The organism is Vibrio sp. YT-15, from assembly GCF_033337445.1.
Classification (GTDB): domain Bacteria; phylum Pseudomonadota; class Gammaproteobacteria; order Enterobacterales; family Vibrionaceae; genus Vibrio; species Vibrio alginolyticus.
This window is the reverse complement of sequence record NZ_JAWOQR010000001.1, coordinates 137,841-164,727: the sequence shown is the minus strand read 5'-3', so window position 1 is coordinate 164,727 and position 26,887 is coordinate 137,841. Positions and strand designations below refer to the sequence as shown.

The following is a 26,887-nucleotide window of genomic DNA, read 5'->3' as shown; positions in this document are numbered from 1 at the left end:
TAGGGACATTCAAATGATCAAAATTGACAAGCTAACCAAAATTTTTGAAACGCCTAATGGCCCGGTGACTGCCGCAGATCACATTGAGATGGAAGTTCCCAGTGGTGAAATTTGTGTGTTACTTGGCCCGTCCGGTTGTGGCAAAACCACAACGCTGAAAATGGTCAACCGAATTATTCCCGCGACATCGGGCAAGATCTATCTTGGCGGTGAAGATACTTCTGGGATGGATACAGTCACTCTGCGCCGCAACATCGGCTATGTTATTCAGCAAATTGGCTTATTTCCCAACATGACGATCGGCGAAAACATCGCGGTGGTTCCCAAGTTATTAGGGTGGGATAAGGCAAGGTACATGACGCGTGCAAAAGAGCTATTGGAGATGGTTGCTCTTGATCCTAGTGTCTTTCTTAATCGTTATCCAAATGAGCTGTCTGGCGGACAGCAGCAACGAATTGGAGTTGCTCGAGCGCTAGCTGCGGATCCTCCCGTCATGCTGATGGATGAACCTTTTGGTGCGATTGACCCGATCAACCGTGAAGTAATCCAGGATGAGTTCCTTAAAATGCAGCAAGAGCTCAACAAGACCATCATGTTTGTCAGTCATGACATTGATGAAGCGGTCAAAATGGCCGATAGAATTGCGATTTTCCGTGATGGTCACCTGGTTCAGTACGATACGCCTGACGATTTGCTCGCACACCCGAAAGATGATTTCGTGAAAAACTTTGTCGGAGATGATCGCGCACTTAAACGTCTTCGCTTAGTGACGGCTGAATCCGTCATGCAGACCACTTTTGCGTACGTGAAACCTAACGATACGCTTGCCGACGCCCTAACCAAAATTGACGCGTATGGGTATCGCGACGCCGTGATATTAGTGAATGACCAACACCAACCTATCGGTTATGTGCCAAAAGCTACCGCAATCAATATGAAGGGGTACTGCGGCGAACATTATGTCGGCCTGAAAACAATCGCCCGAACCACGGATGATCTGCGTAAAGTCGCATCGAAGATGTTCACGCACGACATTGTTTGGATGCCGTGTGTTGACGAGAATGGCCGCTTAGTGGGCGAAGTCACACAGCGCGGCATTACCCATTATCTCGGTGCAACTTATCAGCGCGATACCTCTCCTAGGCAGCCGCAGCCATTGCATCAGGCTAAGGAGGCATCGTGACCAATCAGCTTAAACAAACCTACTATTTCGTTTTATTGGCGTGTGTCTTTGCGTTGGGTATTTATTTACAAGGCGCGGGTACGATCGATGATTTTCTTTACTACCAAGAAGACATTGTTTATTTGACGGTTCAGCATATTGAACTGGTGCTGCTGTCTGGTGGATTGGCGATCCTAATCGCGATTCCCGTCGGCGTATTGCTCAGCCGTCCTCGTTTTCAGAAAGTCGCAGAATCGGCGATGCAGGTTTTGAATGTGGGGACCACGATTCCTACTTTAGCCATTCTCGCGCTGGCAATGAGCTTTCTTGGTATTGGCACCGTGCCTGCGGTATTTGGGCTGACGATTGCCTCGTTGTTGCCGATTGTCAGAAACACCTACATTGGACTGAAAGAAGTGCCCGCTCATTTAAAAGAAGCGGCGTCAGGCATTGGTATGACCGAGTTACAAATGTTGTTTCAGGTTGAAATTCCTAATGCGCTGTTCGTCATTTTTGCCGGTATCCGCACGGCGTTAGCTGTCAACGTGGGCACCGTTCCACTGGCCTTCTTAATTGGTGGCGGTGGGTTAGGGGAGCTCATTTTTACCGGTATTGATCTGGATGAACCCATCATGATGCTGGCAGGCGCTATTCCTACAGCGATGCTGGCTATCGCTATCGACAGTGTGGTAGGAGCCGTTTCTTATGTCACTGTACCTAAAGGCTGTAACCCTATTAGAGCTAGACAATAACAATCCTAAAAATTGAACACAGACAGGAGTCAAACATGTTGAAGCAAATTACTCGCCGCTTGCTGGCCGTTGGTGTACTGCTTTCAAGTTTTCACGCATCTGCGGAAATCGTCGTAGGTGGTAAAAACTTTACAGAACAACAGCTTTTAACGGAAATCACGTCTCAATATTTAACCAAAAAAGGCTACGACGTTGATAAACGTTCGGGCATGGGCAGTGCGGTTTTGCGTAAAGCGCAAGAAAACGGCCAGATTGATCTTTATTGGGAATATACGGGCACATCACTGATCATTTACAACAAAGTCAAAGACAAGCTCCCAGCCGAGCAAGTGTATCAACGCGTTAAGGAACTCGATGCGAAGAAAGGTCTAGTTTGGCTTAACCCTTCAAAAGCGAACAACACCTACGCGCTCGCTATGCGCAGTGACGATGCGAAGCAACGTGGCATCTCAACCTTATCCGACTTCGCCGAGCAAATGCGCCAAGACCCGCCAATGAGCATTGCTTTGAATGCGGAATTCTATGCACGAAAAGATGGCTTCCGACCTTTACAGAAAACCTACAAATTCAAAGCTTCACGAGACCAAGTGAAACGCATGGATACGGGGTTAACTTATGATGCGCTGAAAGGGAAAGAAGTCGATGCTGCGCTCGTATTCGCAACAGATGGTCGTATCAAAGCATTCGGTTTTACCGTTTTAACGGATGACAAACAGTTTTTCCCTGATTACGCGATCACACCTGTGGTTCGCCAAGAAACGCTAGATGCGAACCCAGAGCTTGCCGAGCAAATGAACGCGCTTTCTGCGGCGATCGATGGCGATACGATGTCGACTTTGAATCAACAAGTTGATGTGGAGCGACGTTCGATCTCAGAAGTCGCAAGCCAGTTCCTATCTGAGCATAACTTGGGGTAATACCATGACTATCCTGCAAGTCAGTGTGGCCCAAATCAACGCCCAGTTAGGCGATGTGAATGCCAATCTGAATACTCATCAGGATTACATAAAGCAAGCTGCGGCCTTGGGGTTGCAGCTATTACTGTTTCCTGAACTCTCCTTGACCGGATACCAGCTCCAATCTTCTGTGCGTGAAGTTGCCATGAAGCGTGATGATGCTCGGCTTAAAGAGCTTGCGCAACTTGCACCGCACATGTCCGTGATTGTCGGCTTTGTGGAACAGGCCGCTCCGGGAGAATACTACAACGCGATGGCTTGGTTGCTCGGTGGTACGGTGGTTGCTGTGCATCGCAAAATCAATTTACCAACCTATGGTGGGCTTGAAGAGGGCAAGTGGTTTCATTCTGGTGACGCAACCACCAGCGTTTCTCTTGATGATAATTGGCGAGGCTCGGTTTTAATTTGTGCCGATTTATGGAATCCACCTTTGGTTCATTGCGCGCTACTCGATAAGCCTGAAATCTTGCTCGCGCCGATCAATTCGGCCAGCAGTATTGTCAGTAAAGATTTTTCCAATGAAGACAACTGGTTAGTTAACGTTAAATTTTATGCGGTGCTCTACGGAACTCCAGTTTTGATGGCCAACCGTTACGGGCCAGAGGGCGAAGCGTGGTTTTGGGGAGGAAGCTGTATTTTGTCTGCAACGGGTGAGCTATTGGCGCAGGCAGAAGACGGTGAAACCTTGATAACTGCAACCTTGTCATTGGACGATATTGATAAAGCCAGATTCGAGCTGCCTACCATGCGAGACAGCAATACACCATTGATCACAACACTATTGTCGAAGGCAAAACGCTAAAACTGGAGCAGTAGACGATGCAATCTATTCATCGATTTATTCACGAATTAACCTTTGAACAGCTTCCCGCTGACGTTATTGAACAAGCGAAATATTGCGTCTTGGATTTGTTGGGTGTCGCCGCAGCTGGTAAAGCGACGCAGCTGCAAAACATGGTAGCCAAACTCGCGCAGAAGCAGTTTGCCGGTGATACGCCGATGCTGTTTTCTGATCACACGGCCAGTGGTTGTGGGGCAACTCTATATGGCGGCATGTTGATTGACAGTATGGACGCGCACGACGGCCAAGTCCTGACGAAAGGCCATGTTGGCGTCGCTGTTTTGCCGGGGCTGCTCGCCAGTATGCATGAGTCAGCAGTTACGGGAGAAGAGTTATTAACGTCCCTCGTCATTGGCTACGAAATAGCAACTCGCGCCGGAATCGCGCTGCATCAAACCGCTTGTGATTATCATACTTCTGGTGCTTGGAATGCGTTGGGCGTCGCTGCGGTGTCTGCAAGAAGAAAAGACTTAACGGATGCACAAACAGAGCATGCGCTCGGCATTGCCGAGTTCTATGGTCCACGCAGCCAAATGATGCGTTGTATTGAACATCCAACCATGCTCAAAGACGGCTCTGGCTGGGGAGCAATGGCGGGCTTTGCCAGTGCAGAGCTGGCAGAAGAAGGATTTACTGGCGCGCCAGCCGTGACTCTGCTGGATCAACAAACTCACGCTTTGTGGGCAGATTTAGGGCAGCGCTGGTATATCCTGGAACAATACTTTAAACCGTATCCGGTTTGTCGTTGGGCTCAACCCGCGGTTGAAGCGGTGAGAGCGCTGCAACAAGAAAATAAACTAGAACCTGATGAGATTGAACTTATCGAAGTTCACAGCTTTCACCAGGCGGTGTGCCTGCATACCAAGCGCCCTGAGACAACCGAGCAGGCTCAGTACAGTTTGCCATTTTCAGTCGCGAGTGCGGTTATAGATAATACGGTCACGGTAGAAGCCGTCACCAGAGGACTGAAAGATCCTGCTCGCTTGGCACTTACGGAACGGATGAAGTTAATTGAAGAGCCTGCATACAATGATAAGTTTCCAGCCGAACGTTGGGCGCATGTCGTGGTGACGTTGAAAAATGGCGACAAACTGACTTCGCCTCCCTGTATTGCGCGAGGTAATCCTGAAAATCCGCTCAGTCGAGGCGAGATGCGAGGTAAGTTTCGTACTTTGGCAGAGAAAGAACTGCCCGCTTCGCGCGTGTCAGCGATAGAAGAGGGCTGTTTGCAACTTGATAAAGCCAGTAAAGAGCAGGTACTTGCTTGGCTATCATTGCTTTACCAAGGCACGTTGTCCGATAAGCCGTCTGACACATCACGATGAGATCGAAGAGATCGAACTCCTTTCTCTTACTCAATCTTAAGCTAAACGTCGCTCTTCACGCGGCGTTTTTTCATAGCGTTTTTTGTAGCAGCGCGCAAAATACGATGTAGAACTGAACCCACAAGCGGTGCTGATTTGAGTGATGGACAGCATGGTTTGCAACAACAAATGTTGAGCGCGTTCTAAGCGCAATTGAAGGTAGTAATTGCCTGGTTTGTCTTGCAAGTATTGCCAAAATAACCTTTCCATCTGCCTGACCGATAACCCTACTTGCTCGCCAATTTCATAGCACTTTAGTGGCTCTTCCATGTTGGCTTCCATGATTTCTACCGCGTCGAGCAGGCGCGGGTGGCGGATGTTGTGCTTACGGATTAACGACATCCTCTGTTTATCATGCGCGGGTCGAATCGCAGGGTGAATGCATTGCTCAGCCACTTGATTCGCCAAGTCACTCCCATGTTGGTTTGTAATTAAATGAAGCATCATATCCAAACCGGCTAAGCCGCCCGAACAAGTTGGTGTGCGTGGGTCGAATTCGTACAACTCACTGGTCACGTTAATGTTTGGAAACTCCTCTGCCAGACTGTTGGCGGACTCCCAATGCACGGTACACGTTTTGTTTTTTAACAGGCCAGCTTTTGCTAACAATACGCTGCCTGTCGAAGTCGAGCCCACGGCGATGCCTTGACGAAGCGCTTGCTTTAACCACTGATTCACCGAGCCACTCGCAGCAGCAACATGGGCGCCAATACCTGCCACAACTAGAAGCAAGTCTAAATGAGCAATGTTGTTGACTGACTGTGTTGGCGAGAATGAAACGCCATTACTGGCCGACACTTCTTTATCTTCGAATCCATAAATATCCCACTGATACAAATCGCAACCAGCGAGGCGGTTGGCCATTCGAAGAGGTTCGATAACCGCCGAAAAAGAGAGCATCGAAAAATCAGGAATAAGGAAAAAACCAATGCGATACGTGTGTGTCGTTTTCATTCTCTGTGGTCACCAAGTGGGCAGTTCATCTATGTCGTATTTCTGGATAAGAATGTCGCAATTGTTAAATTATTGCTATCAAAATTCGAACATGATGTGACTTAAGACAAGGAGTTCTTTGTCGAGCATACACATTCATTTGGACGAGATAATTATGATTGAACAAAAAGCCCCAGTAATTAGTGATGGTCTACGCCTTGATGGCGCTTTCTTTACTGACGAGAACGTTAACAACCCAGACTTACCGATCGTTATTGTCTGCTCAGGCTTTACTGGGCAAAAAAATATTCACCCAGAGCGTTACGCGAGAGCCTTAACTGCGAAGGGCTTTACAGTATTCGGATTTGACTACCGTGGCTTTGGCGAATCTGAGGGTATTCGTGAGCGAGTTATTTTGGATGAACAAGTACGCGACATCGCCAACGCGGTTGCGGTTGTGAAAATGCGCGCTGACGAGGAAGGCCGCAAAGTCGTACTGGCTGGCTGGGGCATGGCGGGGGGATTAATTCTTGATGCTTACCGCGTTTGCCAAGATGCGATTGATGGCCTTATCTCCATGAACGGCTTTTATGATGCGGTACGTGTTCAGGTTGCTCAACGTGGTGAGCACGGTTGGAAAGCGTTCCGTCAATTTATGTTAGAAGAGCGTACACGTCTTGCTCTTGGTGGAGAAAAGCAGGGGATTGATCCATTTGAAATCTACCCGCTTGATCCAGTAAGCCGCGAATATGTATTCACTGAACTGGTCAAAGCGCCGGGCTACGGCGTGACATCTGATCTGGATTTTGCGGATTCTCTCATCAATTTCAAACCGGAAGCTCTACTGGACGAGCGATTTGCAGACGCGCCAATCTTAATTGCGCACGGTGCAGAAAACGACCTTCACCCAGTGACCGAAGCAAAGTCGCTGTACGCGAAATACCCTGGGCCGAAATCTCTATTCTTATTGCCTGAAGGTGGTCACACCGAGTGGATGTTGGACGACGATCCTAAGTTTATTCAGTTCTCTGGCGTGATCGCGAACTGGTTGAGTGAGAACTTCAGTTAAGTCTTCAAGAGGTGCTTTCACTGATGGCACCTCTATCTTTCTGACAGGATGATTTTCGATGAGCATAATTCCATTTTGTGAAGCGGCTGACCCATTTGTAAATAAACCAACAATCGCGATTCCTGAAGGCGCGGTTGATTGTCATGCCCACGTTTTTTCTTCACGTTATCCGTACTGTGAAACGCGAACCTACACGCCACCCGATGCCAGCGTCGGCGCGTACCTGCATTTGCACCAGCAATTAGGCATCCGTCATGGCGTGCTGGTTCAGCCGAGTGTGTATGGCAATGACAACCAGTTGCATCTTGATACATTACGGTATTTACGCCAGCAAGGTTACGACTACAAAGGCGTCGCGGTCGTGGATGCGGATGTGTCCGAGCAAACGCTTGATGAGCTACAAGAAGCGGGATTTTGTGGTGTACGGATGAATTTGCTGTTTAAAGGTGGTATTGAGTGGCGTGATGTTGAACGTTTAGCGGCTCGCCTTGCAGAGCGATACTGGCACCTTCAATGCTTAATTGATGTTTCGCAGTTTGATGACTTATATCAGCGATTAAGGGCTTTACCCGTGCCCGTAGTGATTGACCATCTTGGACATATGCCAACAAACAAGCTGATTTCTCATCCTGGTTTTCAAACCTTATTGAAGCTTAAGGCCGAAGGGAAAGTGTGGACAAAATTGTCGGCACCGTATCGTTTGTCGCTTCAATCTCCGCCTTATGATGACGTTTCTTCGTTTGCTCAAGCTTTGTTAGAAGCGAATGAAGAGCAATGCGTCTGGGGCTCGGATTGGCCTCATCCATGTTTTGCTGCTGAGATGCCAAATGATGGCCAGCTATTAGATACCTTGTGGCACTGGACGCAAGATACGACAGTGTTTAGCAAGATTCTGGTCGATAACCCCAAGCGCCTCTACCGCTTTTAACTCCACATTCATGTTATGAACCTAAAAAGACAACCGTAAGGCACTGATTCAAATTATGCTTCCTGCACTTCCGCTGCAGCTTTCCTCTGATCCTGTGGTTATCAAGTTCTTTAACACCCTTAAACAGCTTGGTTTCAAGGGGGATACTGATGCTCGCTATACCACTCGATTGAGTATGGCGACAGACAATAGCGTCTACCAGCAACTTCCGTTGTCGGTCGTCTTTCCTGCCAACCATCATGATGTGGTAATACTTGGCAAGGTCAGTGCTCGTGATGAATTTAAGCACCTGACCTTTTCGCCCAGAGGAGGCGGAACGGGCACCAACGGACAATCATTGAACTCGGGGATCGTGGTTGATCTGTCTCGCTATATGAATCGAGTGTTAGAGATCAACGAGCAGGAAGGTTGGGTGAGAGTGGAAGCTGGGATAGTCAAAGATCAACTCAACGACATCGTTCGCCCTTATGGTTATTTCTTCTCGCCAGATCTGTCGACCAGCAACCGCGCAACATTAGGTGGGATGATTAATACTGATGCATCAGGCCAAGGCTCTTTGCAATATGGTAAAACCTCGGATCATGTGTTGGCACTCAAAGCCGTATTGGCGGATGGTTCGGTTCTCGATACCGAAGCAATTCAACAAAACAAATGGTTTAACAGTGATGTAGTATCGCGAGCGTTAAAAATTACGGAGGAAGTTTGTCGAGACAAGCGTCAACAGATTCTGGATAAGTTTCCTCCTCTGAATCGATTTCTTACTGGTTATGACCTAAAAAACGCCATCAACGACAAGAGTGAAGAGTTTGACGTCACGAGAATATTATGTGGCTCTGAAGGTACGTTAGCTTTTATCACTGAAGCCAAGCTCAATCTTACGCGAATACCTACCACTCGACTATTAGTGAACGTAAAATACGATAGTTTTGACTCTGCGCTACGAAATGCGCCCTTGATGGTCGAAGCAGAGGCGCTATCGGTTGAGACAGTTGATGCAAAGGTACTCAATCTTGCAAGAGAAGACATTGTCTGGCACTCGGTAAAACACGCGATCTCAGACGTGCAGGGCAAACAGATGCAAGGGATTAACTTTGTCGAGTTCACAGGCAGTCAAAGCGATGATATTGAGGATAAAGTTGAACGCTTACTTTTAATTCTTGATAAAGAAATCGTTCATCGACGCAGTGGTATCATCGGCTATCAAGTCTGTCGCGACCCCAAAGACATCCAGGCCATTTATGGCATGCGCAAGAAAGCGGTTGGGCTGCTTGGCGCGACCAAAGGTCAGGCAAAGCCGATTGCATTCGCGGAAGATACCTGTGTGCCGCCTGAAAATTTAGCGGACTTTATCGAGGAATTTCGTACGTTGCTGGACGACAATAACCTGCATTATGGCATGTTTGGGCACGTGGATGCTGGCGTCCTTCACGTGCGTCCTGCGCTCGATATGTGTGACCCCGAGCAAGAAGCGTTGATGCATCAACTGTCTGACGATGTGGTCGCGCTGGTGGCAAAATACAATGGCTTAATGTGGGGAGAACACGGTAAAGGATATCGCTCAGAATATGGACCAGCCTTCTTTGGTGATGAGCTCTTTACTGAATTAAGGCGTATTAAAGCGGCGTTTGACCCCGACAATAAAATGAATCCGGGGAAGATTTGCACACCACTGAATAGCGACGCTGAAATGGTAAAAGTCACAGCGACCAAGCGTGGCTACTATGATCGTCAGATCCCCGTAGAAGTCCGAGAGTCGCTTAAGCCCGTACTGTCTTGCAATGGCAATGGGCTGTGTTTTAATTACGATGCTGATAGCCCAATGTGTCCATCATTTAAAGTGACAGCCGATCGTCGCCACTCTCCGAAAGGGAGGGCGGGGATAATGCGTGAATGGCTGCGTCGCCTTAATGACAGTGACTTCGATTTGCTCGCCAACGAACAGCAACTTCTCAATCAAACGTTATCGGTTAAGCTTTTGGCTCAGAAGCTGAGTCAACTGATATCTCGCCCCGCATCTGATGATTTATCGCATGAAGTTTATGAGGTGATGAACGGTTGTCTAGCGTGCAAAGCGTGTGCGAGTCAGTGTCCTGTGAAAGTTGATGTGCCTGATTTTAGAGCACGTTTTTTAAACCTCTATCACTCTCGTTATCGCAGACCTCTGCGCGACTATCTGGTGTCGAATATTGAGCAACTGCTGCCGATTATGGCAAAAGCTCCCAAGCTGGTTAATCAAATTGCATCTAGTAGGCCTGTTACGCAAGTATTAGAGACATCCATCGGTTTTATTGATTCGCCAGTGCTATCGATCCCTACGTTGCAAAGTCGATGTCAGGCACTTGGAGTGAGCCCGTTTGACTTTGTGTATCTAGAATCGCTTTCCCCAGAAGTGAAGCAAAATTACGTCTTGATTGTTCAAGATCCATTTACCAGCTTTTATGAAGCCGAGTTGGTTGCGGACTTTATTCAGTTATTGCAGCGGTTAGGGAAACACCCTGTTGTTCTGCCTTTCAAACCCAATGGGAAAGCTCAACATGTAAAAGGTTTCCTTAAGGCATTCGCCAGAAATGCACAAAACACCTCGGATTTTCTCAAACAAGTTGCTGAGGTTGAAATTCCTATGATCGGTATCGATGCAGCCTTAGTGCTTTGTTATCGTGATGAATACCATCAGGTTCTAAAAGAGAAGCGAGGCGAATTTACAGTTTATACGGCTCATGAATGGCTGGTGGATACACTCAACGAATGGCCAGCTGTACGCGCATCAGATGAAGAGCCTTGGTATTTGATGGCGCATTGCACAGAAAAGACCAAAATACCGGAGACTGAGAAATCTTGGCAGTCTATTTTTCAGCACTTTGGCTTAAATCTGCAAGTCATACCTACGGGATGTTGTGGCATGGCTGGGACATTCGGACATGAAGTGGATAAGAAAAGTACGTCTGAAGCTATATATCAGCTTAGTTGGAAACCGAATATAAAGAACCTGCCCACTGAGCGTGTGTTAGCCACGGGGTACTCCTGCCGCAGTCAAGTTAAGCGTTTTGAAGGGGAGGTAGTTCGACACCCGGTACAGGTTTTAGCCAGTTTGCTTGCTGTATAGAATGCTAAAGTAATTTAGTATGCGAAAAGGCTTGCCTTAAGACTTTGCCTGCATTTAATGTATCTAGAAGCAGAACTTCAATCTGCGTGACAACAATACAGGAGAGGATCGGGCTTTCACTTTTTCGCTCGACACAAACCCCTTTCAAATTTACACAATAGCGCAGTAAAACTCTCTTGCTGCGCTATTGTGTGTTCCATATTTTGTGAGTACTTATGTTTAACTCAGAACGTAAAGCGACGGTTATTCTGGTTGCGACGACGATGATCGCTGCACTTGGCTGGATATTCTCTAAGGAAACAATACAGGGTTTACCACCTTTTGGCTTTATTGGGGCGCGATTTACTATCGCTTCGCTCTGCTTACTGCCTCTATGTTACCGACCTTTGCTGAAAGCAAACTTAAAAGATGTGCTTTCTGCTGGTGGTGTCGGGCTCCTGTTAGGCAGTGCCGTTATGACATGGATTTACGCTATTTCTATCAGTGATACTCTCGGGGAGGGCGCATTTATCATGAGCCTTTCCATGCTGTTTGTGCCGATTGTTGCATGGGTTATGTTTCGTCAACGACCACAACGAATTTTCTGGCTTTCTTTGCCTATCGCTGTATTAGGTCTTGCTTGTCTTTCTTTAGTTGGTGGCTGGAAACAATCGGCCAGTCAATTGTGGTTTCTTGGTGCAGCACTGGTTTTGGCGCTTCATTTTAATGTGAATAGCAAATACTCTCAAAAACTACCTGTGTTGCTGCTTACTTGCGTGCAACTTTTTTCAGCAGGTTGCTTAGGTTTGTTGGTTTCATTTTTTATGGAATCTTTCCCGGCAGAGGTTGACTCCTCTATTTGGTGGTGGTTTGCGTTGAGTACCTTATTAGCGACGAGCTTGCGTTACGTAATGCAAACCATGGGGCAAAAATTTGTTCAGGCAGGTAACGCTGCTCTAATTATGATATTAGAACCAGTTTGGACGGTTATTCTGAGCGTGCTGTGGTATGGCGAAGTGCTAACGGCAAATAAACTAGTAGGTTGTGTGCTTATCTTATTTTCTCTAATTATTTATCGTACTGGCGGGCGGTTTCGCTTCCCTACTCGAAAGTAGAGCAAATTAACTTGGGTTGGGAGAATTTGAGGTGCCGGATGGCCTTCTACGAAAGTGATAATACGCGGTTACGCAATGCTAATGACACTTTTGATGTAGGCTCCCGCCCCAGCTCTTCGCTGATCATCCAGCCAGCTTTAGCTAGTAGCTCTAAGTCGATCCCCGTCTCTATTCCTAACCCTTGGCATAAATACAGTACATCCTCCGTTGCGACATTCCCTGATGCTCCATGAGCGTATGGGCATCCACCCAGCCCAGCTACACTACTGTCGATGGTATTGATGCCCATACTTAATGCTTGATGAATATTGGCGAGCGCTTGTCCCCATGTATCGTGGAAATGGACAGCAAGTTGGGGGAGAGGTGTAACCAACATGACGGCTTCTAGCATAGCAGCGATACGGTTTGGCGTGCCTGTACCGATTGTGTCGCCTAGAGACACCTCATAACACCCTAAATCGATGAGTGATTTGACCACGCTCGCCACTTGTTTAGGGGCTGTCGGGCCATCGTAAGGGCAGTCGGCAACGCAGGATAGATAGCCACGAACAGGGATGCCGTGTTTGGTGGCTAATCGCATTACAGGTTCGAAGCGAGTTAGGCTTTCTGCAATCGAGCAATTGATATTGTGTTGGCAGAATCCTTCTGAGGATGAAGTGAAAATTGCGACCTGATTGGCGTCAGCCTCCAACGCTTGTTCTAAGCCTTTTAGGTTTGGAGTCAGGGCAGAGTAGGTAACATGATTTCGCCGTGTTATTGCTTTCATGACCTCTGTTGAGTCCGCCATTTGTGGCACCCATTTGGGTGAGACAAAAGAGCCCACCTCAATATGCGTTAACCCAGTATCAGAGAGTAAGTTGATCAGCCGGATTTTAGTCTGGGTCGCAACAGGAGATTCATTTTGCAACCCATCTCTAGGACCTACTTCGACAATCTTTACTTTGGAAGGTAGCATTACTTGTCCTGTGACTTGGTGACCCAACTTGGGCTACGTTTTTCAAGAAACGCTTGCAGCCCATCTTGACCTTGGGGTGATACTCTAATGTCCGCAATGAGCTTGCTAGTATAGTGAATCAGTTGTTGATCGATGGGGTTTTGATGACATTGATGGCAGAGCGTTTTCGCTTTACGCATCGCATCTGGGCTATTAAGTAGCAACGTCTTGATTACGCTATCGACCGCATTTTCAAGCTGTTTGGCTTCTTTCACTTCGTGCACAATACCAAACCGTTCGGCATCTTCGGCTGAAATGACTTCACCACTTAAGATATAGCGTCTAGCTTGTCTATTCCCCATCGCGCGCATGACGTAAGGCGCAATGGTCGCTGGAACTAAACCAAGCTTAACTTCACTTAAGCAAAAGTTGGCACTTTGGCTTGCGATGGCGATATCACTACAACAAATCAACCCTAAAGCACCACCATAAGCGGAACCTTGAACAACTGCGATGGTGGGTTGAGGGAACGAATCTAATGTTTCCATGAGTCTTGCCAAGTTTTGGGCATCAATGAAGTTATCTTGCCTCGTGCTGTCGGCCATCGACTGCATCCAATTCAAATCGGCCCCGGATGAAAAATGCTTACCGTTACTTCTTAATACCAAGCACCGCACATCCGTTCGTAAAGCGAGATAATCTAGGCGGTGGATCAGCAAGTCGATCGTACAAGCGTCAAAAGCATTGTGTTTGGCTGCTCTGTTTAGGGTAATGGTCGCTACGCCATTATCATCGACATGCCAAAGAACATCATCTTGCCTTTGGGCGTTGGGAATAATGCTTGGTTGCATTTCCTGCATACTTACTTCCTTAATTCATCTTTGGATGTTTACATTCTGAAGACGCCAAACTCGCTATCAGGAATGGGGGCGTTTAATGCTGCCATTAACGCTTGACTCAACACCTGACGCGTTTTTTTAGGGTCAATAATTCCGTCATCCCATAGCCGAGCACTCGCAAAATAGGGATGTCCTTGTGTTTCATACAAGTCTATGATCGATTCTCTAAAAATGTGCTCTTCTTGCTCTGACCACGCTTCCCCCTGACGTTCCTTCGCGTCTTTTCGAACTTGTGTTAAAACGCCTGCTGCTTGTTCTCCGCCCATCACAGAAATACGCGCGTTCGGCCACATCCACATCATGGTTGGATCATACGCTCGGCCGCACATGCCGTAATTACCAGCGCCGTACGATCCACCGATGATCACGGTAAACTTCGGCACGTCAGCACAAGCGACGGCCATCACTAACTTGGCGCCATGTTTTGCGATGCCTTCTTCTTCAACCTTTTTTCCGACCATAAAGCCGGTAATGTTTTGGAGAAAGAGAAGCGGTGTTTTCCGTTTGGCGCACAGCTCAATAAAGTGCGCGCCTTTTTGTGCCGATTCAGAAAACAAGATACCGTTGTTTGCCACAATACCAATCAAGTGTCCTTGAATACGAGCGAAGCCACACACTAGCGTTCTGCCATACAAGGCTTTGAATTCGTCGAAATCAGAATCATCGACGATGCGGGCAACAATTTCTCGAACGTCGAATGACAGTCGTAAGTTGGCATTCACGATTCCGTAGATTTCTTCTGCGTCGTAGCGGGGAGGAAGCACGGTGTTTTCTGGCTTAACAGGTCTTGTTCTATTGGCATTGGCAATGGCTTCTCTCGCAAGCATTAGGGCATGTTCATCATTTTCAGCGTAATAATCTGCGACACCAGATTTCCGACAATGCACGTCTGCACCGCCGAGCTCTTCACCCGTCACGACTTCGCCAGTGGCTGCTTTCACCAAAGGTGGTCCCGCCAAAAAAATGGTGCCTTGCTCTTTAACCATAATGGAGACATCCGCCATGGCAGGAACGTACGCGCCCCCAGCAGTGCAAAGCCCCATCACAACAGCAACTTGGGGGATGCCTTTCGCTGACATTCTCGCTTGGTTAAAGAAAATGCGACCAAAGTGTTCTTTGTCGGGGAAGACGTCGGACTGATGAGGGAGATTTGCGCCACCGGAGTCCACCAAATACACGCAGGGGAGTTGGCAACGTTGGGCAATCTCTTGCGCTCTAAGGTGTTTTTTTACCGTGAGTGGGTAGTAGGTTCCGCCTTTTACCGAAGCATCGTTGGCGATGACCATGCATTGAATCCCCTCTATGATACCAATGCCGGCGATAACACCAGCGCAGGGGATCGCTTCGTCATACACTTGCCAGGCGGCAAACTGGCTGATTTCAAGAAAGTCAGTGTTGTCATCAAGCAAGCGCGCGATGCGTTCTCGTGCGGGGAGTTTTCCTTTTTGCCTCTGGTGCTGAATGGCTTTTTCACCGCCGCCCTGTTTGATGGTCTCGATGTGTTGATTAAGTTGAGTGACCAACGTTTCCATCACGGCTTTATTGGAAAGAAATAACTCGTCAGTTGGCTTAGTTTTACTTTTGATAATGGCCATAATGACTTCCTTGTCGTATGTTCTGTTAGCGAGATTCTTCGAACAGCTCTCGGCCTATTAACATGCGGCGAATCTCTGAGGTACCCGCGCCGATTTCATAAAGCTTTGCATCACGTAGCAAACGACCAGCAGGGTATTCATTGATGTAGCCATTCCCACCGAGCAGTTGTATTGCATCGAGTGCCATTTGTGTGGCGAGTTCTGCACTGTACAAAATCGCGCCAGCGGCGTCTTTGCGTGTTGCGTTACCTCGATCACAAGCCGCTGCGACGGTATATACATACGCTTTTGCTGCACTCATTCGAGAGTACATATCGGCGATCTTGCCCTGAACTAACTGAAACTCGCCAATGGATTTTCCAAACTGCTCTCGTTCATGTACGTACGGGACCACAATGTCCATGCAAGCTTGCATTATCCCGAGTGGTCCGGCAGCGAGGACGACGCGCTCGTAATCCAGCCCACTCATTAACACCTCGACGCCTTGATTCAACTCGCCAAGAATATTCTCTTTTGGCACTACGCAATGGTTAAATACAAGTTCGCAAGTATTCGAGCCTCTCATGCCTAGCTTGTCCAGCTTTTGAGCATGAGTGAAACCTGCGAAGTTACGTTCAATAATGAATGCGGTAATGCCACGTGAACCTGCGCTGACATCTGTTTTAGCGTAAAGCACCACTACGTCAGCATCGGGCCCGTTTGTTATCCACATTTTGTTGCCATTCAGTACAAAATGGTCGCCCTTGTTCTCCGCTTTCAGTTGCATGCTTATCACGTCTGAACCGGCATTGGGCTCACTCATCGCTAGGGCGCCAACGTGCGTACCATCAATGAGTTTTGGAAGGTATTTTTCGCGTTGAGAAGGCGTGCCGTTACGAAAGATTTGGTTGACGCACAGGTTAGAATGAGCGCCGTAGCTTAAAGCGACAGACGCAGAGGCACGGCTGATTTCTTCCATGGCAACAACATGAGCGAGGTATCCCATGCCTGCACCACCAAGCTCTTCATCGACGGTCACACCAAGCAACCCCATTTCTCCCAACAAAGGCCATAAATGATTCGGGAACTGGTTATCGCGGTCTATCTCAGCGGCGATGGGCGCAATATGTTCCGTAGCAAAGGCATTAACGTGTTCTCGGAGCATATCGATGGTATCACCAAGTCCGAAATTGAGTGGGGTATAGGTGCTTTTCATAACGTCTCCCGGTATCAGAGGTAAGGTGGAAAAGCCTGTAGCGGTGTTGCTAATTGAGTATAGCGTTTATGTCTGCTTGCTTTTGAGTGTTTGAATACAACGCTCCTTAGCGGCATTCAACTCTGCCATAACGACGCTGATGTCGTTGAGTTGTTGCTGTAGGACGGCTTGTTTCTCTTCAATGATATTGAGCATTTTCAATAACTGTCCTTCGGTTTGTTGCATGTCGTAGAGCTCGAAAAGTTCACGAATTTCTGCCAACGAAAAACCGAGTCGTTTCCCTCTTAAAATCAGTTTGAGGCGAATTCTATCCCTGCGTTGATAAACGCGCATATTGCCTTTTCGCTCTGGTTCAATCAGACCCACGTCTTCATAAAACCGGATACTGCGAGTAGTAATATCAAACTCCTTGGCGAGGTCACTGATCTTGTATTTTTCCATAACATACTTACCTCGAATAAAAATCCAGTTTCTGGAAATCGAACCTTAAATGGGAAGGCCGAACATCAACTTTGAAATATAAACGTCTGCTTGGTGTGTTTTTTCATCTCATTGTAAAGGCTAGTGCTATGCTTACGTAAACGTCAAGAAATCGCGGAATGAAAGTTTGTTAGTGAAAAAGGCGATAAAGGCTGGTGTGGCGCTTGGTGAGTAAGTCTATGTAGGGTGTCATCATTCTGCCAAGTGTTCACATATACCTTAAGGGAATGCGAATCATGGGAAAAGACATCTGGATTGTCAGCGCGAAAAGAACGCCAATTGGGCGCTTTCAAGGCAAGTTGCAAACTTACTCTGCTCCTCAATTAGGCGCACTGGCGATCAAGGCGGCAATGCACGAAGTGAATGTGACTTCGGTGGATGAAGTGTTCATGGGATGTGTGCTTCCAGCAGGGTGTGGACAAGCTCCTGCGAGGCAAGCATCTATGGGGGCCGATCTTCCTTTGGGTGTAGGGTGCACCACCATTAACAAAGTGTGTGGCTCTGGCATGAAGAGCGTCATGTTAGCGCACGATCTCATTAAAGCTGGAACGATTCGCTCTGCCATTGCTGGTGGTATGGAAAGTATGACCAATGCGCCGTATTTGCTGAGGGAGGCGAGAAAGGGAATGCGCATGGGGCACCAGTCTACGTATGACCACATGTTTCTCGATGGGCTACAAGATGCTTACGAAGGGCACTTAATGGGTGTTTATGCTCAGCAAGTCGCTGACAGGCTTAAGTTCACCAGAGAGCAAATGGATGAATGGGCCGTGATGTCGGCAAAGCGTGCGTTGGAAGCTCAAGAGCGAGGCTTGTTTGCCGATGAACTTTCGCCGGTTTCACTCAATACCAAGTCAGAACAAGCGGTGCTGGACTACGATGAGCACCCTCGCTCGATTGACCTTGGTAAAATTCCTCAACTCAAACCTGCATTCGATGAAAAAGGTACGGTGACCGCTGCTAATTCGAGTGCCATTTCAGATGGCGCGGCGGCTCTGGTGCTTATGGATGAAGACACTGCGCGTCATCAGGGGCTTAAACCACTTGCGATCATCAAGGCGCACTCTACACATGCCAGAAAACCTGCAGAATTTACTTTGGCACCCGTCTACGCAATTGAGCAACTGCTGTTCCAGCTAGATTGGTCAATTTATGAAGTGGACCTGTGGGAAATCAATGAAGCCTTTGCCGTCGTGACACAAATAGCGGTGGCGGAACTTGGACTAGATACGAGCAAAGTAAATATTAAAGGTGGAGCCTGTGCACTTGGGCATCCGATAGGGGCTAGTGGCGCACGAATTCTGGTGACATTGATTCACAGTTTGCGTCAGCTACAAGCGCTAGGCACCAATGGTGATCTCGAAGCCAAAAAAGTGATGCGTGGTGTTGCGTCACTTTGTATCGGTGGTGGAGAAGCCACGGCGATAGGCATTGAAATACCGCTTTAATTGAAATCAGAAAGGAGTAAATGATGACTCGTTTGGTTCCCTTGTTTATTGGTGGCGAGTTTCGTGAATCTCAAACATCGGATTGGGTTGAGGTAACCAATCCCGCCACTAATGATGTCATTGCGTACGTTCCATGTTCCACAGAGCACGAGATGGAAGCCGCCATTGATAATGCGAAAGAGACATTCCAATCCTGGAAGGAAGTGGCAGTATCCGAGCGTGCCAGAGTCATGCTGCGTTATCAGCACTTGCTCAAAGAGCATCATGATGAGCTTGCCACACTGCTTTCTCATGAAACGGGTAAGATTTTAGCGGATGCTAAAGGCGATGTGTGGCGAGGCATAGAGGTTGTTGAGCAGGCTGCAAATATTGCCAGCAACATGATGGGCGAAACCGTCGAAAACGTTGCCACGGATATTGATAGTTACTCAATGATTCAGCCCCTAGGTGTGTGTTGCGGCATTACGCCATTTAACTTTCCTGCCATGATTCCGTTGTGGATGTTCCCAATCGCTATCGCTGCGGGCAATACATTTGTGCTTAAACCCTCCGAACAAGTGCCGTTGACCTCTATTCGTTTAGCTGAACTATTTGAGCAAGCTGGCGCGCCGAAAGGAGTGTTGCAGATCGTTCATGGCCGCAAAGAGCAAGTCGACTTTCTTCTGGCTCATCCTGATATTCGAGCGGTGTCATTTGTTGGCTCGGTTCCCGTTGCCCGTTATATCTACACCACAGGGACTAAACATTTTAAACGGGTTCAAGCTTTTGCTGGTGCAAAGAATCACATGGTGATCATGCCTGATGCAAACAAAGATCAAGTGGTGAATAACCTAATCGGAGCCTCCGTAGGGGCTGCGGGGCAGCGTTGTATGGCAATTTCTGTTGCGGTATTTGTCGGCGATTCAAAACAATGGATTGCAGACCTGAAACTGGCGATGGCGAAAGTACACCCAGGGCCTTGGGATGATGAACAGGCTGCTTATGGCCCACTGATCAGTGAGCAAGCCAAGCAACGCGTATTGGACCTAATCGAAGATGGCAAACAACAAGGCGCAGTGTGTGAACTCGATGGCAGTCAGTGTGAAGTGGACGGCTTTCCCGATGGAAACTGGATTGGCCCAACCTTGTTTAGCGGTGTAACAGCGAACATGTCGATTTACACGCAAGAGATATTTGGCCCTGTTTTAGTTTGTATGGAAGTCGAAACGTTGCAAGAGGCCATTGAGTTAGTGAATCGCAACCCTTACGGCAACGGAACTTCTATATTTACCGCTAATGGCGCTGCTGCGAGAAAATATCAGCATGACATTCAAGTCGGTCAAGTTGGGATTAATGTGCCAATTCCAGTCCCTTTACCATTTTTCTCCTTTACTGGTTGGAGAGGCAGTTTCTATGGTGATTTACATGCGTATGGTAAACAAGCGGTACGTTTTTATACCGAGACTAAAACGGTGACGGCACGTTGGTTTGATGACGATATTCCGACGGGGCCCAATCTGACCATCCAACTGCGCTGAGTGAATAAAAGGAGCTTTTATGGACTTTGAACTTAATGAAGATCAACGTGCATTTGCTGATACCGCTCAGCAATTTGCCGATGAGTGTTTAGCACCGATGGCGGCGGAGTGGGATGAAAAGCAGATCTTCCCCAAAGACGTATTGAGAGAGGCGGGGGAACTGGGGTTTCTCAGTCTCTACACTCCAGAAGCGCAAGGTGGCCTAGGGCTGAGTCGTTTGGATGCTTCAATTATCTTTGAACAACTGGCCATGGGATGTACGTCCACTACGGCGTTTATGACGATTCACAACATGGTCAGTTGGATGATAGCCAGTTTTGCTACCGATGAAGCCAAAACGCAGTTCTGTCCGAAATTAGTTACGGGGGAGTGGTTAGGCTCCTATTGCTTAACCGAGCCTAATGCGGGATCGGATGCCGCTTCGTTGGCCACAACCGCGAGCAAAAAAGGCGATACTTACGTGATGAATGGCGGCAAAACCTTTATCTCTGGCGCAGGAGAGACAGATGTTTTGGTCGTGATGGCGAGAACCGGAGAAGCGGGTGCCAAAGGCGTGTCCGCATTTGTTGTTCCTGCTCAAGCAGATGGTATCAGCTATGGGCGCAAAGAACCCAAAATGGGTTGGAACAGCCAACCAACACGAGCGGTTACTTTTGAAAATGTCGTTATTCCAGCTAGCCATTTACTGGGCGAAGAAGGGCAAGGTTTTGTCTTTGCGATGAAAGGGCTTGATGGAGGGCGTATAAATATTGCGACCTGTTCCGTCGGTACGGCTCAACAGGCCCTTGAACAGGCGACACAATACATTCAGGAGCGTAAGCAGTTCGGCAAGTCGCTTGCGCAGTTTCAAGCCTTACAATTCAAATTAGCAGACATGGCGACAGAGCTAGTGGCTGCTCGGCAGTTAGTGCGCTATGCCGCCAGCAAGCTCGACCGAAATGACCCAGATGCCACGGCTTATTGCGCGATGGCAAAACGGTTCGCAACCGATGTGGGCTTTCAGGTTTGCGACCAAGCGCTGCAGCTTTATGGCGGCTATGGTTACATCAAAGAGTATCCAATGGAGCGTCATTTCAGAGATGTGCGTGTGCATCAAATTCTGGAGGGGACAAACGAAATCATGCGCTTGATCATCGCACGTCGTTTGCTCTCTGAGGAGTCGGCCTTGCTGTAGCGAAGTATTGGATTTGCTCATTGAGAAAGGATTCAGATATGCCATTAACCCAAGAAGCCATTCAACATACGATCACTAATCACGTTGCGGTGGTGACGATGAACAACCCGCCAGCCAATACGTGGACAGCAGAGAGCCTCAAGGTACTGAAGTCGCTGATACTCACACTTAACAATGATAAGCAGGTCTACGCACTGGTTTTAACCGGCAGTGGAGAAAAGTTTTTCTCTGCTGGTGCAGATCTCAAGCTATTTTCTGACGGTGACAAAGCGATTGCGTTAGACATGGCGCGATGCTTTGGTGAAGCCTTTGAAACGCTCTCGGAATTCCGTGGTGTTTCCATTGCCGCTATTAATGGTTACGCCATGGGTGGAGGTTTAGAAGTGGCATTAGCTTGTGATATTCGAGTCGTTGAAGAGCAAGCGGTACTTGCTTTACCTGAAGCCAAAGTCGGACTTTTGCCCTGCGCTGGCGGTACCCAAAACCTCACAGCGTTAGTAGGGGAAGGCTGGGCAAAGCGTATCATTTTATGTGGAGAGCAAGTCAGCGCTGACAAAGCAAAAGAACTAGGCCTAGTTGAGGAGTTGGTTCCCAAAGGTGAAGCTTTAAGTAAAGCGCTGGAACTTGCTGAATCTGTTGCGAACCAGTCACCATCTTCTGTCGCCGCATGTAAGGCGCTCATTCAAAATATGCGCTCTGCGCCACTTAAGCACGGCTTAATGAAAGAGCGAGAGTTGTTTCTGAATCTTTTTGATACGGAAGATCAAGTTGAGGGTGTTCGCGCCTTTTTAGAAAAACGCCCACCGCAATGGAAAAACCGATAGGAGGCCACATGGCAGGGATGGTAACCATTAGTGAAATAGAGTGCTTAGATGGCGTGCACCGCATTGGTATCGCAACGTTAGACAACACCGCTTCATTGAATGCATTGACGTATGACATGTTAGTCCAACTTAACGATCAGCTTATCAAGTGGCAAGATGATCCACATATGGCTTGTGTGGTACTGACTGGCGCTGGAGAAAAAGCATTCTGTGCTGGTGGTGATGTTCGAGCTATGTATCACGTCATGCATAACGAGAGTAAAGAAAAAATCGTAGAGTTCTGTACGAACTATTTCTCGTTGGAGTATGAGTGTGACTATCTCATCCACACTTACAACAAACCCATTATCGGTTGGGGAGAAGGTATTGTCATGGGCGGTGGGATGGGGCTTTTTATGGGAACCAGCCATAAAGTTGTGACAACAACATCACGCCTTGCTATGCCAGAAATCAATATCGGACTGTATCCTGATGTGGGAGGTACGTGGTTTTTAAGCCAGATAGATCCGCAAGTGGGCTTATTCCTCGGATTGACAGGTTCAATGGTAAATTCAAGTGACGCTGTCACTATTGGTTTGGCCGATTGGTTACTGTTGGAAGAGCAGTATCCCACCTTACTGGATGAGCTAAAGCGGCTCCAGTGGGGCAAAGAAGACGCGAAAGAGTTGGTAACTGCACTACTACAGTTAATGGAAGAACAAGTTATTGATAGCAAACCAACCACGCAAATTTGTCCATACTTAGATCAGATAGAGGAAGCGTGCAAAGGCTTTGATCTTAATGCGATAGCACAGCGAATCATGACTATCGAAGGGAATAGCCAGTGGATAGAAAACGCGAAACAAACGTTCGCATCGGGCAGTCCGATCACCGCGCATATTTGCTTTAGACAAGTGAAAGAGTACCACAGCTTACCGCTTGCAGATTGCTTCCGTTTAGAGTTGAGTTTGTCGGTTCGCAGTGCCTTATTAGGTGAGTTTAAAGAGGGCGTCCGTTCTCGGCTCATTGACCGGGATGGCGAGCCGAGCTGGATATTTAACAGTGTCAGTGAAGTCGATGAAGATGTTATCGATACTTTGTTTACCTCGCTTTGGTCGGATAACGAGCATCCGCTTGCTAATTTGGGTGAACAAACACTAGGTCAATAAGGAGAATGATCATGAGTACCATCGCATTTATCGGTTTAGGAAGAATGGGGCATCCTATGGCGCAAAACTTACTCGCGTCTGGATTTAACGTGCAAGTATTCGATGTCGATAGCGAAGCCGCAAAGCAACTAGTACCTTTTGGTGCGGTGGTGGCGAGCTCTATCGAGGAAGTCGTGGATGGTGCTAGCACAGTCATCACGATGCTACCAGCAGGGTCTCACGTTCGTTCCGTGTATCTTGGTGACTTACATGGAGGCGTAGGTGTCCTCAATCTTGTCTCGCCAAGTACCTTGATGATTGATTGTTCAACCATTGATCCGGACTCTGCGCGATTAGTCGCCAATGAAGCGGCAAATAAACGCGTGTTGTTTGTCGACGCGCCCGTTTCGGGGGGCGTTGCTGGCGCTAAAGCGGCGACATTAACCTTTATTGTTGGTGGTTCGGATCAAGCGTTTTCTAAAGCCAATGCGATTTTGCAGTATATGGGAAAAAATGTTTTCCATGCTGGCAAAGCAGGCGATGGTCAAATGGCGAAAATCTGTAACAACCTTATGCTCGGCATTTTAATGTCTGGTACGTGCGAGGCATTAAACCTAGGTATCGATCATGGACTCGATCCAAAAGTGCTATCAAACATCATGCTGCAAAGCTCTGGCCGAAATTGGGCATTGGAGCTTTACAATCCTTGCCCAGGCGTGATGGACAGTGCGCCAGCCAGTCACGATTACCAACCGGGCTTTATGAGCAAACTCATGCTAAAAGATCTCGGCTTGGGGTTAGATGCGGCGTTACAAACACATTCTTCGGTTCCGATGGGGTCGTTAGCGCGCAACTTATATTCTTTCCACAACGCGAGCGGCCACGGCGAGCTCGATTTCTCAAGCTTATTTGAGTTATACAAGAGTAAGAAAGGCTAGACTGAGTTTTGTGACAAACCAGCCCGAGATGGTGACCTAAAACGCGCATCATTTCGGCCAACTTAGACTGGTTGAGATAGAGAACATTACGAGCTATGGAGTGCACCAATATGGACATAAAAAGTAGTGTTATTGCCATTACAGGAGCAGGGCAGGGGCTTGGGCAAATGATGGCCATTACCCTTGCTCAAGCTGGCGCTGATTTAGCGTTGTTGGATGTAAACGCCAGTGGCTTAATGGAAACACAAGAGCAGTGTCGAATGCTGAGTGCGAAAGCGTTGACATATCAAGTGGATGTCACCAACGAAATCGACGTTGAAACCACGTTTGAAGCGATTATCCAAGATTTTGGTCAACTCAATGGATTAGTCAATAACGCTGGCGTGTTAAGAGATGGGTTACTTGTAAAAGCAAAAGATGGCGTGATCAGTAAGATGTCTTTGGATCAATTCAACTTGGTCATGAACGTTAACGTGATAGGTACATTTTTGTGTGGTCGTGAAGCTGCCGTCAAGATGATTGAGAGTGGCTCCCAAGGCGTTATCATCAATATTTCTAGTGTTGCGAGAGCAGGGAATATCGGACAAACCAATTATTCTGCGTCAAAAGCGGCGGTCGCGACCATGGCGACAACATGGGCCCGTGAGCTCGCAAGATACGGTATTCGCGCGGCGGCGGTTGCACCAGGTGTAGTTCATACCGCGATGGCAGAGCAAATGAAACCAGAAGCCATAGAGCGATTAGAAAAGATGATCCCAGTTGGCAGGATGGGCGAAACAAGCGAAATCGCGCGTGCAGTAAAATACATTATTGAGAGTGATTACTTTACTGGCAGGGTTTTAGAAGTGGATGGCGGCATTCGTATGTAAGTGACCACTGAAATAAGGCTCTAATAGACCTGAATAATAAGTCTCTTTCCATTTCAACATTTTCTATGTTGTGGAGTGCTAATTCTGCGCAACCCAAATGTATTTACAACTTATGTTTGGATTTACCTTGAGAATGATTTCTCACAATCCAATAAAGAGATGTAAATACCACTCAAATATTAAGTGAAATCATTAATTTGATACTGATCACACTTTTGGTTTTTTAGTTTCCGCTTCTCATTAAGGCTATCTGCGTAAATGAAGTTGATAGTCAGTCTCATCAATTTTAAGTTTCAACTGTTTGTTTTTAAATAATTAATTGTTGAAGCACGAGAAATTCGTGTTGAGGTTAATATTCTATTTAAAGTGTGTAACTTCCATTAATGGAAGGTTAGTTTCCAGTTGTGGCTAATGAGCTTTAACTTTTTACTCCTCATAATGCGCCAAATGTAACATAGTGTTTCAAAGTGTAACAATAAACTCACACTAAGAGTGTGGTTTTGATCTCCACTCAATTCCGTTTTGTTTCGCTCTGAGCCCGACGTTACTCATGCTCAACACATAAACATTCTAATGACTATAACAACTGGTTCTTGGCTTGATACCTATCGTATCGTAGCAAATAACGGTTCATTCTAGCTGGTTAAATGCTTGATGACGAAGTTGAAAAATTGTAAGTAGAATAACTACTTATCGAGGTTTTTTCTTGTTCTCATACATTACCTCTGCGCTATTTGTGAGCTCTTATTTACTTTGATTGGCATCTGTTTTGAAACCAGACAACCATCGAGAAAGTTAATGGAAGCCTCAAGATATAAACGCATCTTGTCGAGGGGAAGTTTGGCGTCCGTCATACTTATGCTCTCAGGATGTAATTCAGCTTTACTTGACCCCAAAGGTGCCATTGGTGTGCAGGAAAAAGAGCTAATTATTACTGCTCTTTTGCTGATGTTGATCGTTGTAATCCCTGTGATTCTAATGACGATTTACTTCGCTTACCGATACCGCGCCTCTAACACTGAAGAAGAGTACGCACCCGAGTGGTCACACTCGACCAAAATCGAAGTGGTGGTATGGACAATTCCAATCATCATCATTGCGATTCTTGCGACGATCACATGGCGTTCGACTCATGAACTAGAGCCCTCTAAACCATTGGAAAGTGATGTTAAACCAATGACCATCGAAGTGGTGTCACTCGATTGGAAATGGTTGTTCATCTATCCAGAAGAAAACATTGCGACGGTGAACTATGTGGCGTTCCCGAAAGATGTGCCAGTGCAGTTCAAACTGACTTCGGACAACATCATGAACGCGTTTTTCATCCCTCGCTTAGGTACACAGATCTACGCGATGCCAGGCATGGTTACCAAGCTTAACCTGATAGCGAACCACGAAGGTGACTACAAAGGTTTTGCATCGAACTACAGCGGCGAAGGCTTTTCGCAAATGAAGTTCACAGCTTCAGCAATGTCTGATCGTGCTGCGTTCCTAAATTGGGTGCAGAAAGTGAAGGCGAGCCCTGATCGTATTGAGGATTGGGAGCAATACAGCTCACTGGCAGCGCCAAGTATCGCAGAGCCAGTCACTTTGTTCTCTAGCGTTCCTCCGTTCTTGTTCACCGATGTTGTGACTCAGCATCCTGGTTCAATGAACTGTTTGCCTGAAAACCAAGGATAATCGTA

Annotated in this window: 23 protein-coding genes; 17 read left to right on the top strand and 6 right to left on the bottom strand. The window is 47.4% G+C overall.

Features of this window, described 5'->3' with window-relative positions:
* Positions 1–13 precede the first annotated feature (13 nt).
* Genes R7D93_RS00695 through R7D93_RS00675 form a run of 5 tightly spaced genes read left to right on the top strand, consistent with a single transcriptional unit; the run spans position 14 to position 5,036 of the window.
* A complete protein-coding gene (locus R7D93_RS00695) occupies positions 14–1,183 on the top strand; it encodes an ABC transporter ATP-binding protein (RefSeq protein WP_137282536.1) in 1,170 nt (389 codons plus the stop codon).
* Entirely contained in the window at positions 1,180–1,914 is a 735-nt protein-coding gene (locus R7D93_RS00690; RefSeq protein ID WP_006742426.1) for an ABC transporter permease, read from the top strand. Before R7D93_RS00695 ends, R7D93_RS00690 begins: the two co-directional genes overlap by 4 nt.
* A gap of 35 nt (positions 1,915–1,949) precedes the next feature.
* The gene (locus tag R7D93_RS00685; RefSeq protein ID WP_137282537.1) at positions 1,950–2,831 is read left to right on the top strand and encodes a glycine betaine ABC transporter substrate-binding protein; all 882 of its coding nucleotides are present in this window, start codon (positions 1,950–1,952) and stop codon (positions 2,829–2,831) included.
* A gap of 4 nt (positions 2,832–2,835) precedes the next feature.
* Complete coding sequence (locus tag R7D93_RS00680; protein WP_137282538.1) at positions 2,836–3,672, top strand: nitrilase-related carbon-nitrogen hydrolase; 837 nt, start codon at positions 2,836–2,838, stop codon at positions 3,670–3,672.
* Between the two features lie 17 nt (positions 3,673–3,689).
* Positions 3,690–5,036 (top strand): MmgE/PrpD family protein, encoded by a 1,347-nt coding sequence (locus R7D93_RS00675; RefSeq protein WP_137282539.1) that lies wholly within the window; start codon positions 3,690–3,692, stop codon positions 5,034–5,036.
* Between the two features lie 36 nt (positions 5,037–5,072).
* On the opposite strand, the gene R7D93_RS00670 is transcribed toward R7D93_RS00675, so the two are convergent.
* Positions 5,073–6,029, bottom strand: a complete 957-nt coding sequence (locus tag R7D93_RS00670) for a GlxA family transcriptional regulator (RefSeq protein ID WP_137282540.1) — start codon at positions 6,027–6,029, stop codon at positions 5,073–5,075.
* Positions 6,030–6,183: 154 nt separating this feature from the next.
* On the opposite strand from R7D93_RS00670, the gene R7D93_RS00665 reads away from it, so the two are divergent.
* The 4 genes from R7D93_RS00665 (at position 6,184) to R7D93_RS00650 (ending at position 12,202) form a co-directional block, all read left to right on the top strand.
* On the top strand, positions 6,184–7,077 hold the full coding sequence (locus R7D93_RS00665) for an alpha/beta hydrolase (protein WP_137282541.1): 894 nt from the start codon (positions 6,184–6,186) through the stop codon (positions 7,075–7,077).
* 58 nt (positions 7,078–7,135) lie between these two features.
* Positions 7,136–8,005 carry an amidohydrolase family protein gene (locus R7D93_RS00660; protein ID WP_137282542.1) on the top strand — a complete coding sequence of 290 codons (870 nt, stop codon included), beginning with the start codon at positions 7,136–7,138 and terminating at the stop codon, positions 8,003–8,005.
* Positions 8,006–8,060: 55 nt separating this feature from the next.
* Positions 8,061–11,108, top strand: coding sequence for an FAD-binding and (Fe-S)-binding domain-containing protein (locus tag R7D93_RS00655; RefSeq protein WP_154203917.1), 3,048 nt, complete (start codon positions 8,061–8,063; stop codon positions 11,106–11,108).
* Positions 11,109–11,323: 215 nt separating this feature from the next.
* Positions 11,324–12,202: a DMT family transporter gene (locus tag R7D93_RS00650; RefSeq protein ID WP_005375761.1), complete on the top strand. Its 879-nt coding sequence runs from the start codon at positions 11,324–11,326 to the stop codon at positions 12,200–12,202.
* A gap of 46 nt (positions 12,203–12,248) precedes the next feature.
* On the opposite strand, the gene R7D93_RS00645 is transcribed toward R7D93_RS00650, so the two are convergent.
* The 5 genes from R7D93_RS00645 to R7D93_RS00625 form a co-directional block, all read right to left on the bottom strand.
* Positions 12,249–13,157: a hydroxymethylglutaryl-CoA lyase gene (locus tag R7D93_RS00645; protein ID WP_154203916.1), complete on the bottom strand. Its 909-nt coding sequence runs from the start codon at positions 13,155–13,157 to the stop codon at positions 12,249–12,251.
* Entirely contained in the window at positions 13,157–13,996 is an 840-nt protein-coding gene (locus tag R7D93_RS00640; protein WP_086047314.1) for an enoyl-CoA hydratase-related protein, read from the bottom strand. The genes R7D93_RS00645 and R7D93_RS00640 overlap by 1 nt, the downstream gene beginning before the upstream one ends.
* Before the next feature lie 29 nt (positions 13,997–14,025).
* Positions 14,026–15,630 (bottom strand): carboxyl transferase domain-containing protein, encoded by a 1,605-nt coding sequence (locus tag R7D93_RS00635; protein WP_086047315.1) that lies wholly within the window; start codon positions 15,628–15,630, stop codon positions 14,026–14,028.
* A 25-nt stretch (positions 15,631–15,655) separates the two neighbouring features.
* Positions 15,656–16,825, bottom strand: coding sequence for an isovaleryl-CoA dehydrogenase (locus R7D93_RS00630; RefSeq protein ID WP_005387610.1), 1,170 nt, complete (start codon positions 16,823–16,825; stop codon positions 15,656–15,658).
* A 66-nt stretch (positions 16,826–16,891) separates the two neighbouring features.
* On the bottom strand, positions 16,892–17,266 hold the full coding sequence (locus R7D93_RS00625; RefSeq protein WP_017821195.1) for a MerR family transcriptional regulator: 375 nt from the start codon (positions 17,264–17,266) through the stop codon (positions 16,892–16,894).
* Positions 17,267–17,541: 275 nt separating this feature from the next.
* Here R7D93_RS00625 and R7D93_RS00620 point away from each other — a divergent pair, with 275 nt between their 5' ends.
* The 8 genes from R7D93_RS00620 (at position 17,542) to cyoA (ending at position 26,882) form a co-directional block, all read left to right on the top strand.
* Positions 17,542–18,753 carry an acetyl-CoA C-acyltransferase gene (locus R7D93_RS00620; RefSeq protein WP_017821196.1) on the top strand — a complete coding sequence of 404 codons (1,212 nt, stop codon included), beginning with the start codon at positions 17,542–17,544 and terminating at the stop codon, positions 18,751–18,753.
* A 23-nt stretch (positions 18,754–18,776) separates the two neighbouring features.
* Positions 18,777–20,270 carry a CoA-acylating methylmalonate-semialdehyde dehydrogenase gene (locus R7D93_RS00615; RefSeq protein WP_130545561.1) on the top strand — a complete coding sequence of 498 codons (1,494 nt, stop codon included), beginning with the start codon at positions 18,777–18,779 and terminating at the stop codon, positions 20,268–20,270.
* Positions 20,271–20,289: 19 nt separating this feature from the next.
* A complete protein-coding gene (locus R7D93_RS00610) occupies positions 20,290–21,444 on the top strand; it encodes an acyl-CoA dehydrogenase family protein (RefSeq protein WP_225496220.1) in 1,155 nt (384 codons plus the stop codon).
* A gap of 38 nt (positions 21,445–21,482) precedes the next feature.
* Entirely contained in the window at positions 21,483–22,268 is a 786-nt protein-coding gene (locus R7D93_RS00605) for an enoyl-CoA hydratase (protein WP_053307785.1), read from the top strand.
* Between the two features lie 8 nt (positions 22,269–22,276).
* A complete protein-coding gene (locus tag R7D93_RS00600) occupies positions 22,277–23,416 on the top strand; it encodes an enoyl-CoA hydratase/isomerase family protein (RefSeq protein WP_213876110.1) in 1,140 nt (379 codons plus the stop codon).
* 11 nt (positions 23,417–23,427) lie between these two features.
* A complete protein-coding gene (gene mmsB / locus R7D93_RS00595; protein ID WP_005375775.1) occupies positions 23,428–24,333 on the top strand; it encodes a 3-hydroxyisobutyrate dehydrogenase in 906 nt (301 codons plus the stop codon).
* 110 nt (positions 24,334–24,443) lie between these two features.
* Positions 24,444–25,202, top strand: coding sequence for an SDR family oxidoreductase (locus R7D93_RS00590; protein WP_225496218.1), 759 nt, complete (start codon positions 24,444–24,446; stop codon positions 25,200–25,202).
* A 798-nt stretch (positions 25,203–26,000) separates the two neighbouring features.
* A complete protein-coding gene (gene cyoA / locus R7D93_RS00585) occupies positions 26,001–26,882 on the top strand; it encodes a ubiquinol oxidase subunit II (protein WP_005388604.1) in 882 nt (293 codons plus the stop codon).
* The last annotated feature ends 5 nt before the right edge of the window (positions 26,883–26,887 follow it).

Coding starts and splice junctions, on each gene's coding strand:
- R7D93_RS00635 (WP_086047315.1), bottom strand. CDS start 15,630: ATGGCCATTATCAAAAGTAAAACTAAGCCAACTGACGAGTTATTTCTT.
- R7D93_RS00655 (WP_154203917.1), top strand. CDS start 8,061: ATGCTTCCTGCACTTCCGCTGCAGCTTTCCTCTGATCCTGTGGTTATC.
- R7D93_RS00670 (WP_137282540.1), bottom strand. CDS start 6,029: ATGAAAACGACACACACGTATCGCATTGGTTTTTTCCTTATTCCTGAT.
- R7D93_RS00665 (WP_137282541.1), top strand. CDS start 6,184: ATGATTGAACAAAAAGCCCCAGTAATTAGTGATGGTCTACGCCTTGAT.
- R7D93_RS00605 (WP_053307785.1), top strand. CDS start 21,483: ATGCCATTAACCCAAGAAGCCATTCAACATACGATCACTAATCACGTT.
- R7D93_RS00630 (WP_005387610.1), bottom strand. CDS start 16,825: ATGAAAAGCACCTATACCCCACTCAATTTCGGACTTGGTGATACCATC.
- R7D93_RS00610 (WP_225496220.1), top strand. CDS start 20,290: ATGGACTTTGAACTTAATGAAGATCAACGTGCATTTGCTGATACCGCT.
- mmsB (WP_005375775.1), top strand. CDS start 23,428: ATGAGTACCATCGCATTTATCGGTTTAGGAAGAATGGGGCATCCTATG.
- R7D93_RS00680 (WP_137282538.1), top strand. CDS start 2,836: ATGACTATCCTGCAAGTCAGTGTGGCCCAAATCAACGCCCAGTTAGGC.
- cyoA (WP_005388604.1), top strand. CDS start 26,001: ATGGAAGCCTCAAGATATAAACGCATCTTGTCGAGGGGAAGTTTGGCG.
- R7D93_RS00650 (WP_005375761.1), top strand. CDS start 11,324: ATGTTTAACTCAGAACGTAAAGCGACGGTTATTCTGGTTGCGACGACG.
- R7D93_RS00645 (WP_154203916.1), bottom strand. CDS start 13,157: ATGCTACCTTCCAAAGTAAAGATTGTCGAAGTAGGTCCTAGAGATGGG.
- R7D93_RS00640 (WP_086047314.1), bottom strand. CDS start 13,996: ATGCAGGAAATGCAACCAAGCATTATTCCCAACGCCCAAAGGCAAGAT.
- R7D93_RS00695 (WP_137282536.1), top strand. CDS start 14: ATGATCAAAATTGACAAGCTAACCAAAATTTTTGAAACGCCTAATGGC.
- R7D93_RS00625 (WP_017821195.1), bottom strand. CDS start 17,266: ATGGAAAAATACAAGATCAGTGACCTCGCCAAGGAGTTTGATATTACT.
- R7D93_RS00600 (WP_213876110.1), top strand. CDS start 22,277: ATGGCAGGGATGGTAACCATTAGTGAAATAGAGTGCTTAGATGGCGTG.
- R7D93_RS00675 (WP_137282539.1), top strand. CDS start 3,690: ATGCAATCTATTCATCGATTTATTCACGAATTAACCTTTGAACAGCTT.
- R7D93_RS00685 (WP_137282537.1), top strand. CDS start 1,950: ATGTTGAAGCAAATTACTCGCCGCTTGCTGGCCGTTGGTGTACTGCTT.
- R7D93_RS00620 (WP_017821196.1), top strand. CDS start 17,542: ATGGGAAAAGACATCTGGATTGTCAGCGCGAAAAGAACGCCAATTGGG.
- R7D93_RS00590 (WP_225496218.1), top strand. CDS start 24,444: ATGGACATAAAAAGTAGTGTTATTGCCATTACAGGAGCAGGGCAGGGG.
- R7D93_RS00660 (WP_137282542.1), top strand. CDS start 7,136: ATGAGCATAATTCCATTTTGTGAAGCGGCTGACCCATTTGTAAATAAA.
- R7D93_RS00615 (WP_130545561.1), top strand. CDS start 18,777: ATGACTCGTTTGGTTCCCTTGTTTATTGGTGGCGAGTTTCGTGAATCT.